Below are 14533 nucleotides of genomic sequence, written 5' to 3'. Positions count from 1 at the left end.
AACTATAAGAAGAGAAACTACCAAATTATTGAAATCTCGTAGAGTTAAACAATGTCTGGTAGTTGTTGAATAACGATCATCGTACGATAATCCTTTTAAGATATTTTTTGAACTTTTAAATATGAATATGATTTGGTACAATAGGGCGTATATTTACTTTAATATGTGTGAAAGTGCGGGGAAATTTTGTGGAGAATTTAACTATATACGAAAAAGGTTAGGTTTATTAAAGACATATGTTCCTAAAAATACATGACTAGAACAGATGAATTATTACAGAGATATGATGCAAAATCACCTTCAGAATTTAAAGGATTTACTGATTTTAAAAAAGATATAGATTTTGATTTAGAAAAATTAGAAAAAATAAAAGAAATATGTGATAATAACTTAATACCACATCATAACGTTGAAGCAATTAAAAATGTATTGGATAGTAAAAGATGAGTGACGAAAAATATCAATTAAATGGATTAGATTTAAGATCTCATTCATGGAAAGGAGATAAAAATGAAAATACAGATAATTCCTGATATTCATAACAAGTGGTATCAAGCTGAAGAAATGATTGAAAAAGAAGGTGCCGATAAAGTAGTATTTTTGGGTGACTATTTTGATTCTATCGGGGATAATATGGAAGTTACTGAACAGACTGCATGGTGGCTTAAAAAATCACTAGAGAAACCTAATAGAATACATTTGTTAGGTAATCATGATTTGAGTTATCTAAAGGGAGAAATGAGATGTGGAGGATTTGATGGTGGTAAACTTTTCATTATTAAAAATGTTGTAAAGGTTGATCTTACAAAATTGAAACATTATTGTTGGGTTGATGATTATTTATGTACTCATGCTGGTTTGTCAAATGAATTTTATAATGCTCATAATTATCATTATTTTGAAATTGAAAAATTTTTAGAATGGATGATTCATAATAATGAAGAAAGACTTTATCAATGTAGTCCATATCGCGGAGGTCAAGATGGAATTGCTGGTATAGTATGGTGTGATTATGATGAATTTGTAGATATACCTGGCGTTAGACAAATATTTGGACATACTCATGCTTCAGATGTTAGAATAGAAGGAAGTCATATTTGTTTGGATACTTGGTTAAAATATTATGCAGTTTATGATACAAAGACTAGACAAATGGAGATAAAGAAAAGTGACTCTTAAAAGTGAATCTGGTGAATGGTATACGCCAATTGGAACTACGTTTGTAGACATGTGTAATAGATATGGTTTTATTCCTATGTTAGATGTAGCTGGTACACCTAATCATAATATGTCACCATACATTAATTTTTATTATGATAAAAAATCTGATTCTTTGAGTCAGGATTGGACTATTATGATAAAAGATAGAAATAGATCAAGTAAAGTTAGATCATACTATATTGAACAAGCTCCGCCTGGTATTTGGATGAATTGTCCAACTGCAAATCAACAGGAATTTCTCTATAAATTGCGGGAACAATGGTTAAAATTAGGATTTTCAGCTATAGTAATTTTACCAGTAAATGTAATGAGTAGTGATGGATGGTGGGATAATATTGAAAATCCGAAAGATGCGGGAGAGCCGATAACATATAAACCACTATATCATAGAGTCCCATTCTTGTTTATGGGAGAGAAGGATAGTTCTGCTAGGAACGCTTATATTTCGGTTCATTTCAAATATAGGCCTAAAGTTAGTTAAATTTAAATACTAAAATCCTAACTTTAATATATGGCAATTGCAGCTTCCGATATTAATTTAAGAATTTCTGGTGGGGCTTCTGTTACAGATCCTAACTTGGCTCTAGGTGGAGCTATGTCTACGGTAGCTGGTGGAATTATTACTTCTGATACTTTAAATAATGATATGGATGATATTACTTCTTCAGAAGCAAGTGCTGGTATTACAATTTATCATGGTTATTACTATGAAAATAACCATGGATCATTAACTTATATTGGGCCAAAATTCTATATTGCTTCACAAACTTCTTCAGGTGATACTTCAGTAGAAGTAGCAATTGCTGATGAGGCTAAGAATACTGCAATAGAAACAATTGCTGACGAGGAAACTGCTCCAAGTGGCCCAGCATTTAGTACACCAGCAAATTTCGCAGCTGGTATAGCATTGGGTGATTTAGAGGCTTCTGATTATAGAGGAATTTGGGTTAAATATATCGTAGGTAGCTCCGCAGCTGCCGTATTTGATCAATATACTTTAGGAATTCAGGGGGACACTAACCCATGACCACTTTGATTGAATATTGTAAAGAACTTACCAAAAATGGTAAAACTTTAAGAGAAATTGCGGAAGCTGATGAAGCAAGAATTAGTAAGACTATACAAAAAGATCCTCATGGTAGAGAATATAAATGGAATGGTGATCATTTCGAGTCTGAACCTGATGAGAATGGTAAGACTTGGGTACTTGGCGTAGATAGTGCTGTGCCTGGATTTTGGTTTTATTGTCCTGAAATAACTGGACATAATAGCAAAGGATTCGAGACTAAATGTAGTACTCCACACTTTGTTTTCATATATCAAGACGGTGAGAAACTGACTTGTAGAGGATGCAAGAAAGAAGTTACCGTGAACGTTTCGTATCCTGGCAAGGAGTGATTTCCATGTTGCCATTTGGCGGAGTTGGTGAAGCATGACCGACCTAACAGCACTTACACCAATAGGGACACCCGCTTTAGAGGATAATATATATGTTGTTGATGATCCTTCAAGTACAAAATTACCACGTAAGGCTACATTACAACAAATTAAAGATTTATTCAAAGCAGTTGCAGAGACTTTAACAAATAAGTCTATTTCACTTACAAATAATACAATTACTGGTACACCAGCAGAATTTGATACTGCATTACAAGGTGATACATTTGTATATACAAGTGATGGAGTAGTTATATCGGGGGGAGCATTAGGAACACCTTCAAGTGGTACTTTAACAAACTGTACTGGTTTGCCAGCTGCGGGAGTTACGAATACTGCTATGACATTATCAGATACACAAACTGCTACTAATAAGACATTAACAGCACCAGTTATAACATATACATTAAATGCACAAACAGGTACTACATATACTCCTGATATTAATGATGCTAAGAAAGTAATTACTTGTGATAATGCAGCTGCAATAACTGTGACAATTCCTCCAAACTCTTCAGTGGCTTATGGAACAGGATCACAAATTAATATCATACAAAAAGGTGCTGGCCAGGTTACTATCAGTGAAGGTTCAGGTGTAACTATAAACAGTACAGGTGGTACTTCTGATGCTCCAAAATTAAGATCTCAATATTCTAGTGCAACTGCCATTAAAATTGCAACCGATGAATGGATAATAGTCGGTGATATTGAATGAGATTGGATGATAGTATTACAAGTATTAGAGAATATCATTCTCCACATACATTATTTGGAATTATATCATCTAGTGTCAGTGGAGTAGAATGGCCTTCATTCCTTGTGGATTGGATGAAACGAGCCTCTGTTACACTTAATGGAGCAAAGAAAACAGCAACAATAGATGATGATGGAACAAGTTATGCAGATCAAACAGCTTATGATGCAACATGGACAACAAGCGACACAGCAAAGGTAAGGGGAAATCCTACAGATGATGATATTGATTTTACATTTAGAAGATTAGCTTCTGATGTTGACTCTATTTCTAGAGATTTAACAAGCGTTTCAGATGATTATTGGAGTTGGAGAACAAAGATAGATGTAACAACAGTAAATAGTGATACAGCAATAGTTTGCCACTTATCGTCAACACAAAATGCAGATACAGATTCAAATGCTGATAGATTAGGCGTTGCTTTGTATGCTGAATCTAGTGCAAATTACTCGTTATATCTAGTTGAATCAGATGGTGCTGGATTTACTTGGGGAACTGGACAAGATACAGGAATTGCAAAAGCAACTGATGTTTATTATTTTGAAATTAAAAAAGATGGAACAAAACTAACTGGAACATTATATGCTGATTCAGATTATTCAGAAGTTTTATTTTCTTACACTTGGACAGTATCGGCAGACATTACAGGATTACGTTATCTTACTTATCAAAACTACAATGGCAATACTGGATCACTTGACATTATAGGAACACTTGATGATATTGAATTTTACAATAATGAATCAGTAGTTCAAAATATTTCAGGACAACAGACAGCAACTCATGATTTTGATTTTACAAGTGATTCGGGTTGGACTCCACAAGATGATACAAAAATTGATGTAAACACAGGAAATGGCAGACTTGAATTTGTCAATGCTATGGATTCGACAAATGATGCAATCTCATACAACATGACAGCTCTCAGTAATGAAAGATGGACGATACAATTCGATATTACTTATGAAACATTAGTAGAAGCTGCAAATACTAGTTTTTACATTGGCATGAGTGATACTAACTCTGCTAGTTCTTGTACTGCAAATAGAGATTTCATTGGCTTTAGAGTTGATTATTTCTCGGGAGCACATAGATATTCTACGTATGATCTTGATGGACAAGCAATGTCTGCAACTGGAACAGATACTACTGGTACAAATGATACAGTAACTACAACAACTCATTATGTGACTATTGTTAGATTATCTGCAACTACTTATAGAGTTGATATACATTCTGATTCAGCAAGAACTGTTTTAGTTGATTCAATTTCTGGAACATGTGCCTCAAGTGTTCAATCATTAGATGAGTTTGGTATTTGGAACAGATGTAATGTATCAAACTCAGGGGAATTAAACGGATACATTGACAATCTAAAAATCTTTGATAACATTACAGAAGTAAATCCAACACATCTAATCAATGAATATCATACTATCAAAATACTAGGAGATTCAGATCTTCAAAGAAGAACAACTCCAACAAGAGAGGATCTATTTACTGATTCAGGAGCAACAAGTCATTCTTCAAGTCCAAGTACGGTTGGGGGTTGGTTAGCACAAGACCATACGAAAAATCTAGTCAATGGAACGCTAGACAGAATGGACATTAATCTTGATAATGATTCTACAAATGATGCAATATCTTATGACTTGGGTTCAACAGTTAGTGACAGTAAATTCAGAATAGATGTTGATTTTGTATTTACAAATTTCATAACAAATGGAAATCTTGCATTTGGTTTATCCAGTAATGATTCATCAAACGGAAACAACAGCACTCAAGATTTTCTTGGAATGGGAATCGATAAGGTAAGCACAGGAAATCTCAGGGTTCGAGGATTAGATACTGATGGAGCAGTTATTGATATGTGGTCAAATGCAGGGGATGATCCTAAGACCTTTGCAATAGATGATAATGGAATTACACTCTATGCAACAATTTTGAGATTAAGTACAACATCATATAGAATTGAATTATACAAAGACAAAGCTAGAACAATCCTTTGGCAAGAATTTGATGGAACTTGTGCCTCTACTACTCAAAGCCTACAGCACATAAAATTAATGAACATAGATAATGTGACAACAGCAGGAGAATTATCTGGATATATCAGTAGAGTTGTAGTTTGGAGTGGAATTACAAATCCAATAGATCAAGAAACAGCGACCTTTGAGGATGATGGAACAAGTTATGCAGATCAAACAGCGTATGATAATGCTTGGACAACAAGCGACACAGCAAAAGCAAGGGGAAATCCTACAGATGATGATATTGATTTTACATTTAGAAGATTAGCCTCTGATGTTGATTCAATCAGTTATGATTTACAAGATGTTCTAGGTTCAGGCAAATTTGCAGATAATAAAAAATGGACATGGCGAAGCAAGATTAACGTTACCTCATACGGTATTGATACAACAATCTTAATGCACTTATCATCAACACAGAACGCAGACACAGATACAAGTGCTGATAGACTTGGATTGCAATTCTATTTTGAATCTGGAGCAAATACATCATTTTACGAAATTGATACTGATGGTGCAGCATATACTATAGGATCTTCTAGTGATACTGGACAAGCAAAAGCAACAGGAAATCATTATTTTGAAATCATTAGAGATGAAAATGATCTAAAAATTACTTGGTATTCTGATTCAGATTATAGCATAGTTGTTTATTCTACAACATATACAATTTCGGGAGATCCTCAAAATCTTAGATACTTGACTTTCCAAAATTACAATGGAAATACAGGCTCACTTGATTTAGTTGGAATAATAGATGATGTTTCATTTTGGGATGGAATCTCATCACCAAACGCAACAGCAAGAAAGTTTGTAATTACTGACAATATAACTTCTGATTCTGCTATTCAATACGCAACTAGAACAAAAATGTATGATCCTATTAATGGAGATCTAGAACTTGATGTACGTGTTCCAAGTCTTACAACTGGAATTGATACAACTCTATTGATGTATTATGATTATCAGCCTGCTTCTAATCCAAGTTATGTTCCAGAAGAAATGCCACTTTCTACAGCAACATATGATGATGATTTCTCTGTTGATAATGGATGGGATGTTACAGATACTAATGTTTCATTTGATGTTGCAAACGATGAGATAGACCTTACATCCACTTCGTCTAGTTTTGATATAGCATTTCTTGATTTGCAAGATTCTGATGTATTTGGAAGTGGAAACAATCTTCATGACAAAAACTTTGTAATTCGAGCTGAAATTTACAGAGATTCAGATCCAGCAGATACAACAAATGGTGATGAAATACAATTAGGAGTGTCTGATGCTACTACCGATGGATGGTCTAATGCCCAAGATTCTATAGGGTTTAGATGTCAAGTTAGCAAAACAGGAACTAATCAATATTCTGCATTTAGTACAGATGGACAATTTACTCATCAAGGAGATGCCCCTGCAAAAGCAATTACTGATTGGGGTGCTGGTGTTACATGGTATTTTGAGATTAAATGTGATGGGAATAACTTACACGTTAATGTATATACAAATTCAGATTATGAAACAGGATTAGTTGAAACAAGCAGTGTAACTCATGCTTCTCCTACTGGAATGAGATATTTGTTTTTGAGGAATTTTAGTGATAGTGCAAGATCTGGGAGTGTGTTTTCATTAAGAAGAGTTCAGATTTGGAATGACACACAAACACATAGAGAGAGAGCAACATACGATTCAAACTACAAGGCAATCTATGATCTAAACGGAAACTCTCTAGACTCTACAGTTTATGGAAATGATGGAACTGAAACAAGTGTAGATTGGGAAGAACAGAATAACGATGTTGGATTAGTTGCTGATGGTTCAAACACAAAGATTGATGTTGGTTCTGATTCTAGTATAGATGATTTATTACATGATGGACATTTAGAATTTACAATCAATCCTAAATCAGATGGAGAGGGAAGTGTAGGTGCAGTAATTTACAAAAGATCTGGTGGACTTGGTGGATATGTTAATGTCGAGGGAGAATCAGGTGGATTTATGAAATTAAATATGTATGTAGGATTTGATTCAACAGATGGCAGATGGAGAACAACTAACGCAGTTATTCCTATAGGTGAAGTCACTGAATGTGTTATTGATTATAACCCTGATTCTGTAACTAATGATCCTGTAATAATCATTAATGGAATAAAATATACTGTTGGAAACGGTCTTGATGAAGTACAAACACCAGTAGGAACAAAAGAATCTGATGCAGCTACAAGTTTAGTAATAGGAAATGAACCTTCACAAGCTTCAACCTTTGATGGATATATTGGATATGTTGGATTATCAGACAAACAAAGATCTTCATTAGTAGCAATAACAAGATATAACTCAAGAAAAGCAAACTCTGACTTTGTAACTGTTGGAACTGAGGAAACACAGTGAGGGGAAATGATTGACTACCATAGAGAATTTTCTTACAATTGAGGATGATAGTACCTTACTTCATCTAGAGGATGGAACAACTGGATTAACTGTAAATTTTACAACTATTGCTAGTCATATACTAAAGCATAATACAATAGAGGCTATTACAGATAATGTCATTCTTAAGCATAATACAATTGAATCTATTGTTGATAGTGTAATTGCCAAACATAATATCAATACTTCAATTGTTCATTCGGATATCTTTAAGCATAATATCCGCGATTCTGTAGTACAGACTGTAATATTCAAACATACAAATTTTGAGGCAATAATTAAGAATTTGATACTCAAGCATAATACTATAGAAACTATTGTAGGTAGTGAAATACTAAAGCATAACATTAGAAAGTTTACTACTAATTTTAATGTCTTAAAGCATACACTTGCGGGAAATGTTACGAAAGATATAGTGTTTAAACATGACATTAAGGAAGCCATTATCAAATCTGATATATTGAAACATAATATAAGAAAAGCAGTAGCCAAGGAATTATTATTCCTTACACTTGAGGATGATTCAACTTTGCTTACATTGGAGGATGGAATTACACCATTGGTAATAGAGGATACTGCTGATACCTTTAAACATAATATTAGAAATGCTACAACTGTCTCAAATATTTTGAAACATAATATTAGGACATTGGCACAAAAGGATACAATATTCAAACATCAACTTGCGGGAAGTGTTACGAAAGATGTTATTTTCAAACATAATATTATTGAGGCAATAGTAGACAATGTAATAATGAAACATAATACAATTGAAGCAATCATAGACAATGTAATACTTAAACATGCAAATGGTGGTAGTGTAGTCAAGGAAGTTATATTGAAACATAATATAATTTCTTCAATAGTAAGTAACAAGATACTAAAACATAATATCAGAAAATTCACTACTAACTTTAGAGTGTTTAAACACACTGTATTTAATTCAGTGTCAAAAGATGTTATACTTAAGCATAGAAATGCTGGTACAGTAACAGTTTCAAATATCTTGAAACATAATATTCGTGCAGCTATTGCAAAATCTGATATCTTGAAACATAATATTCGTGATGTAGTTACAAGTAGTGATATCTTGAAACATAATATTCGTGCAGCTATTGTAAAATCTGATATCTTGAAGCATAATATAATTGAGACAATCATAAATAATACAATACTAAAGCATACTTTGGCTGGTAATGTAGTCAAGGAAGTTATTATGAAACATAATATTCGCGGAATATCTGTTGCTAACCATATACTTAAACATAGTATTTCATCAATAATTACTAAGGATATTATCTTCAAGCATAACATAAGTTCAGTACTTCAAAAACTGTCAATACTTAAGCATAATATTCTAGCTTCCAATCTGCTTAGAGTTCGTAGAAGATTGAATCTTAACGACAAGTCTAAGAGAATAAACCTTAATAGCAAGAGAAATAATGTGACAAGTGAGGGAGTAGAATGAGTACAGTAAGAACGGATTATGGAGTAACATATGATGTTAAGGTAGGAAGTACAAAGACATTAGAGGTAATTATTGTAGATCCTGATACTGGTGAAGCAAAATCATTGGCTGATACTGCCGTTTACGCTACGGGAATAGCCAAGATTATCAAGGCTGATGGTACTCAGGTAGGAGCAAATATGACTATAAGTTTTGGTGATGCATCTCAACGATTAACTGGATTGGTAACTTTTACAGTTTTGGCTAGTTCACAAACTCTAGCTGCTAATGCGGGAAATTGGAAGGGTGAAATAGAAATTAGTAACACTACTCCATTGGTAGTAGACCAGCAAGATTTTAATATTAATATCAAAGAATAATTAGAAACCTATTTATAGACTATTATGTTTTTTTATGATAATGCAAAAGTATCCCAAGATTCAAGGTGTACATAAGGAAGAGGCCAAGGGTTTCGATGAAGGATATATTATTGTTGAGGAAAAGGTTGACGGTTCTCAGTTTAGAATACAGATTGATGATCAGGGAATAATTTCCATAGGTTCTCATAATGTTGATAATATCCATGAGACAGGTTCTAATGGATTTGCAGTCGGTATTGAAAATGCTTTGAAGATATTTGAAGGTGTAAAGGCTGATCCTGGCGAAAATATTTCAGTTTTCGGGGAATTTTTGGCAAAACCCAAACAAAACACAATAGCATATCAACGCGTACCTAATCATAATATTGTAGTATTTGATGTTGTAGTCAACGGGAAATACCTCGATAGGGAAGAGAAAGAGAGATTTGCTTTCGGACTTGGACTAGAGGTAGTTCCTATTTTATGGAAGGGAGAAGGCAAGGACTTTACTGATGAAATTCGTGAGAAACTGTTGAAATCAACATCATTTTTGGGACACCAAGCTGGTTATGACAAGGTAGAAGGTATTGTAATAAAGAATTATGGCAAGTTGTATGATGAGAGATACAGAAATCTTGAAGGCAAGCATATGACTATAAAAATTGTAAATGCCTCATTTCAGGAGAAAAACAAGGTTGAAAATCCAGGCCAAGGTGACAAGCTTGAAACACTTGTCAATACTTACACTTCTGAGGCTAGATGGAGAAAATCAATCCAGCACAAACTAGAGGATGATGAATTGGAATTTCATATGCGGGATATGGCGAAACTTGCACCAGCTGTAGTACAGGACATAGAAGAAGAGGAAAGAGAAACCATTAAGGAGGAATTATGGAAGATTATGTGGCCAAAGATTAAAGGTAGAGCTGTCAAAGGATTTCCAGAATTTTATATGAAATATTTAGAGGAACGAAATAATGACAAGCAGTAGTGAGAAATTAAATGCAATTGATTATGTTATAAATCATGGAGATCCTAATTATGAAGATAATTATGATAAGATAGAAAGAATTAAGGAAATATTAAAAGAATGAGTAATTATTGTCCAAAGTCGCCTACTGGCGTTCATGAGGATACTGAAAGTGTACCTGGCTTGGCTGGAAATACAATGTTTATCTGTAAATGGTGTGGTCGCGGAGAAATTGATGATTAATGAAACAAGATATTAAATGTTCTAACTGTGGATTTGTAGTACATGGAGATGATCCAGAATATTACCATGTAAAGGAAAAACATATGAAACGATATCAGGAACACACTATAGTATCTGAGCGTGATGGTCGTGTAATTGTTCCAAATAATACAAAAATAAAACCACATTGGATTACAATTTGGTAGTACCATTTATATTAGGCAAAAATAGTTCTAGATTATGTCAAATGTAATGCCAATTTGGTCAAAAGATAACAAGGCGGGAATCCAAGTTGTTAAGACTGATCAGAAATTGCTTAAGGGAAAACATAAGGGCGAATACATGTGGAAAGTCATTAAAGGTGATGAGTTTCTAATTGTAGATCAACAAGAAGCCCTTAGAGTTGAGGAATTTTTAAATCAAAATCCTCTACTTAGAGAAAGTCAAGAAAAAACCTGTGAAGAACACAAAGACAGTGTAGCTTGTACCTGTAACTAAAGGTTTATATTCTCTATCCTTTTTTTTATGTTTAAATATAAGATTTTTTTAGATTTTATATGAATAAAAAAGAACGTTCGATTTATAATAAGAAATATAATTTATTAAACAAAGACAGAAAAGATTATCTTAATAGAAAATATCATCAAGAACATAAAAATGAGATAAATGAAAGGCATAAAAATTGGTATAGAAATAATAAAGATAAAAGAAAAGAATATGTTAAAAATAATCCTGAAGTAAATTTAAAGGCATTAAGAAAAAGATTAGAAAAATTAGGTAAGATATTTAATATGACTTCTATTGAATATCAATATGCATTAATTTCTTGGGCTAATTCAATTAAGAAATTAGATAATAATATGTGTAAAAATTGTGATTCAAAAGAAAATCTTAATGCTCATCATATTAAACCGAAAAAAGATTTTCCTGAACTAAGTTTGGATTTGAATAATGGAATAACTTTATGTGAAAAATGTCATTCAGAAATTCATGGATTTGAAATATATTAGTAAGGTTTATAAGATGTTTAAATTACATTAAACTTAATGTTTCCAGAAAACTTTGGCCGATTTCAGGATTGGCAAAAAAATACTCTTGAGGATATCAAGAAAAAAAGAGACTTGGGAATCAAGATTTCCAACAAACAAGTCAAAAAAATAATGTTGCGGGGATATTCGCAAATAATGAATAGAGTGTGATATAATGCCATACGATGAAATTTGTTATCAAAATATAGAAGAATTTGTACCTGAAAATCATGAGCCAGGTACTCCCATAATTGTAGAACACCATGGAATCAAGGAATTTATGTCACTTGAAGAAGCACAAAAAGTAAGATTTGGTCAAAATGATGAAGGTTTATGTGATGATTGTAAACATTATTCTTGTGTATGTTGGAGAGCGGAGGATCGATGGAATTGAGTGAAGATAAATCTGTACGTGAAATGAGACACACTCAGCATTATCCTTACAGTTTTCAAAGTTCTACATATGCACCAGTAAGAGGCGGGAATGGCAAGGGTAGATTTGCTGTAGAAGCCAAGATATTCGTACCTGGCATGGGCTGGGATACAGTTAATCCATTTGTACAGGATAATGAGTTTTGGGTTGCATTTTATTATTATGTGCTTGGAAAGGAAATAATGGGGTATGAACATGTAGGTCTTTCTGCTAAGGAAATCAAGAACTGGATGAATAATAACGGATACACTTTTGAGGAAAATAAATAATGGGACACATTGATTTTACTACGTATTGTGTATGTACTAAAACTAGAGATGTTAGGATTGAAAATGATAGACTAGTTTGTGATAATTGTAACAAGTTTTATGATTCTAGATTACAACAATTTTTATGGTCACTTGAGGGTTGTACATAATGTATGAAAAAACTAGATGTACCGTATGCGGTAATGAATCAGACAGAATGGGAGATGGTAATTTATGTCATAATGATTGTGGGGGAGTGCATAGAAAGATATGATTACACAAATAGATGATCAACATAGTGTTACTCAATATACAATACCTATGTTAGAACGAAGAACAGGTGAATGGAAGGATGAAATAGTATGGGTATTTAGATGTAAATTATCTGGTGGTAAAGTTCATCAATATAAAAAAGATGAATTTAGTTTTTGTCCCCACTGTGGATCACCAATAAAGAAATTAGATTATAATTTTAGGGGTAGATTTTAATGCCTAGTATAGATAAATGGAAAAATAAGACTACTCGCGGAGAGGATAAGGCAATTACTACAATTAACAGATATAGACAAAAGACAATTTCATTACCAAGATTTACCGAGGATAAGAGATTATGGGGATATCCAGGCCTAGCGGGTACAGCTAAGCAACTTGCTTCACTTGTTCCTAAATGTAATTATTACATAGAGCCTTTTGCGGGAACTGTGAAGGTATTTCAGGAACTATCAAAAGACAGATATGAGACAGCCATACTTAATGACAAGTCAGAATTTATCTATAACTGGCTAATGCAAGAATTTTCAAAGGATGCATACATATTTAATGTTGATTTCATACCAATGATGAGCAGATTCAAAGGTGTAGAGTCTGCTTTTCAACTTATTGATGCCCCTTGGAATCGTTCGTTTTATGATCAAGGATATTCATGTTTTAATCGTAAGAATATCAAGGATTATGACAATGAGATTCTTGAACAGTTAAGCGGATTCCGAGGGGAATTTATAATCTGTACAAAGAAGGACAACAAGCGTATGCTTGATTCTGATTATGATAATTATCTTGTTGAAGGTGACTATCTGGTATTCGGGAAAACTCCGAAAACACTTGTAACTACAAATATGAAATTACCAAAAGGATTAAATAACGTAACTAGGATTGAATAAACTATGACAGACGCTAATCCAAAATTCAAGGGTAGTAAGCATAATGCTCAGAAGATTATGATGGAACTTGTTCCTATGTCATGGATGAAAGATGTAGCAGCTGTAATGACTTATGGTGCTAACAAGTATGCACCTGGCAATTGGAAACAAGGACTACCAGAAGAGGAAGTAATTGGTGCCATGCTCAGACATATTGAACAGTTCAGAAGCGGGGAACAGTACGATAAAGAAACAGGATTAGACCATAGAGCTCATGCAGCTTGTGAACTAATGTTTTGGATGGAATTATATCCTGTTAAGAATAAATCTAAGACATTTGAAACAATGTGGAAGAAAATATCAGAATTACCAAAGAAAAAGAAAGGAGCAAAGAAAAAGAAATGACTGAAGAAAAGTTAAATTTTCCTATTGAAAAATGTGATTGTGAATGTCATAATGACGGTAGAATAAGACACACTAAAGATGATATTTGTTGTAAAAAACCTGAAGTAATGTGTGCTAGTCAACCATGTCAATGTCAAAAAGATGATGAATGGCATGTTGCTTGTGCAATTAGTCCTCATTTTACCGTAGGTAAGGCTCAGATTACAGATATAAAAAGTAGTTATCCTCAAATGAAACATTTGCAAAAATATACAGGTTGTATAGCATTTGGATATGATCCTAATACAAAGTCACTTGATATACATTTTCAAAGATCAGATTGTGAATGGGATTATGGTGCTGGAATACAGATTAACAATTTGACTGAATCAGATAAGGAAGCACTTAGAAAATATTTGGAAAAGGGAGAATAA

At 33.2% G+C, this 14533-nt stretch carries 20 protein-coding genes; all 20 read left to right on the top strand.

Annotated elements, in window-relative coordinates; all coding sequences use genetic code 11:
• Window positions 1-252 precede the first annotated feature (252 nt).
• The gene (locus ACQY22_RS00295) at window positions 253-447 is read left to right on the top strand and encodes a hypothetical protein (protein ID WP_428323656.1); all 195 of its coding nucleotides are present in this window, start codon (window positions 253-255) and stop codon (window positions 445-447) included.
• Window positions 448-510: 63 nt separating this feature from the next.
• The gene (locus ACQY22_RS00290; RefSeq protein ID WP_428323655.1) at window positions 511-1179 is read left to right on the top strand and encodes a metallophosphoesterase; all 669 of its coding nucleotides are present in this window, start codon (window positions 511-513) and stop codon (window positions 1177-1179) included.
• Complete coding sequence (locus ACQY22_RS00285; protein WP_428323654.1) at window positions 1169-1702, top strand: hypothetical protein; 534 nt, start codon at window positions 1169-1171, stop codon at window positions 1700-1702. Before ACQY22_RS00290 ends, ACQY22_RS00285 begins: the two co-directional genes overlap by 11 nt.
• A 30-nt stretch (window positions 1703-1732) precedes the next feature.
• Complete coding sequence (locus ACQY22_RS00280) at window positions 1733-2248, top strand: hypothetical protein (RefSeq protein ID WP_428323653.1); 516 nt, start codon at window positions 1733-1735, stop codon at window positions 2246-2248.
• Window positions 2245-2619 (top strand): hypothetical protein, encoded by a 375-nt coding sequence (locus ACQY22_RS00275; protein WP_428323652.1) that lies wholly within the window; start codon window positions 2245-2247, stop codon window positions 2617-2619. The genes ACQY22_RS00280 and ACQY22_RS00275 overlap by 4 nt, the downstream gene beginning before the upstream one ends.
• Before the next feature lie 34 nt (window positions 2620-2653).
• Complete coding sequence (locus tag ACQY22_RS00270) at window positions 2654-3373, top strand: hypothetical protein (RefSeq protein ID WP_428323651.1); 720 nt, start codon at window positions 2654-2656, stop codon at window positions 3371-3373.
• A complete protein-coding gene (locus ACQY22_RS00265) occupies window positions 3370-7830 on the top strand; it encodes a hypothetical protein (RefSeq protein ID WP_428323650.1) in 4461 nt (1486 codons plus the stop codon). The genes ACQY22_RS00270 and ACQY22_RS00265 overlap by 4 nt, the downstream gene beginning before the upstream one ends.
• A 10-nt stretch (window positions 7831-7840) precedes the next feature.
• Window positions 7841-9337: a hypothetical protein gene (locus tag ACQY22_RS00260; RefSeq protein WP_428323649.1), complete on the top strand. Its 1497-nt coding sequence runs from the start codon at window positions 7841-7843 to the stop codon at window positions 9335-9337.
• On the top strand, window positions 9334-9696 hold the full coding sequence (locus tag ACQY22_RS00255) for a hypothetical protein (RefSeq protein ID WP_428323648.1): 363 nt from the start codon (window positions 9334-9336) through the stop codon (window positions 9694-9696). Before ACQY22_RS00260 ends, ACQY22_RS00255 begins: the two co-directional genes overlap by 4 nt.
• A gap of 40 nt (window positions 9697-9736) precedes the next feature.
• Window positions 9737-10666: an RNA ligase family protein gene (locus ACQY22_RS00250; protein WP_428323647.1), complete on the top strand. Its 930-nt coding sequence runs from the start codon at window positions 9737-9739 to the stop codon at window positions 10664-10666.
• Window positions 10667-10765: 99 nt separating this feature from the next.
• Entirely contained in the window at window positions 10766-10888 is a 123-nt protein-coding gene (locus ACQY22_RS00245) for a hypothetical protein (protein ID WP_428323646.1), read from the top strand.
• On the top strand, window positions 10888-11073 hold the full coding sequence (locus ACQY22_RS00240) for a hypothetical protein (protein ID WP_428323645.1): 186 nt from the start codon (window positions 10888-10890) through the stop codon (window positions 11071-11073). Before ACQY22_RS00245 ends, ACQY22_RS00240 begins: the two co-directional genes overlap by 1 nt.
• A gap of 34 nt (window positions 11074-11107) precedes the next feature.
• Window positions 11108-11365: a hypothetical protein gene (locus tag ACQY22_RS00235; protein WP_428323644.1), complete on the top strand. Its 258-nt coding sequence runs from the start codon at window positions 11108-11110 to the stop codon at window positions 11363-11365.
• Between the two features lie 59 nt (window positions 11366-11424).
• Window positions 11425-11877: an HNH endonuclease gene (locus tag ACQY22_RS00230; protein WP_428323643.1), complete on the top strand. Its 453-nt coding sequence runs from the start codon at window positions 11425-11427 to the stop codon at window positions 11875-11877.
• A 193-nt stretch (window positions 11878-12070) separates the two neighbouring features.
• Entirely contained in the window at window positions 12071-12289 is a 219-nt protein-coding gene (locus tag ACQY22_RS00225) for a hypothetical protein (protein ID WP_428323642.1), read from the top strand.
• Entirely contained in the window at window positions 12286-12597 is a 312-nt protein-coding gene (locus ACQY22_RS00220) for a hypothetical protein (protein ID WP_428323641.1), read from the top strand. Before ACQY22_RS00225 ends, ACQY22_RS00220 begins: the two co-directional genes overlap by 4 nt.
• A gap of 249 nt (window positions 12598-12846) precedes the next feature.
• Window positions 12847-13065 (top strand): hypothetical protein, encoded by a 219-nt coding sequence (locus ACQY22_RS00215; protein ID WP_428323640.1) that lies wholly within the window; start codon window positions 12847-12849, stop codon window positions 13063-13065.
• Window positions 13065-13736 carry a DNA adenine methylase gene (locus tag ACQY22_RS00210; protein WP_428323639.1) on the top strand — a complete coding sequence of 224 codons (672 nt, stop codon included), beginning with the start codon at window positions 13065-13067 and terminating at the stop codon, window positions 13734-13736. The genes ACQY22_RS00215 and ACQY22_RS00210 overlap by 1 nt, the downstream gene beginning before the upstream one ends.
• Window positions 13737-13739: 3 nt before the next feature.
• Window positions 13740-14120: a dATP/dGTP diphosphohydrolase domain-containing protein gene (locus ACQY22_RS00205; protein WP_428323638.1), complete on the top strand. Its 381-nt coding sequence runs from the start codon at window positions 13740-13742 to the stop codon at window positions 14118-14120.
• On the top strand, window positions 14117-14533 hold the full coding sequence (locus ACQY22_RS00200; protein WP_428323637.1) for a hypothetical protein: 417 nt from the start codon (window positions 14117-14119) through the stop codon (window positions 14531-14533). Before ACQY22_RS00205 ends, ACQY22_RS00200 begins: the two co-directional genes overlap by 4 nt.

The sequence above is a fragment of the Candidatus Nitrosopumilus sp. genome, assembly GCF_965263415.1.
Taxonomy (GTDB): Archaea; Thermoproteota; Nitrososphaeria; order Nitrososphaerales; family Nitrosopumilaceae; genus Nitrosopumilus.
The sequence above is the reverse complement of the archived record's forward strand: the minus strand, read 5'-3'. Positions and strand labels throughout refer to the sequence as shown.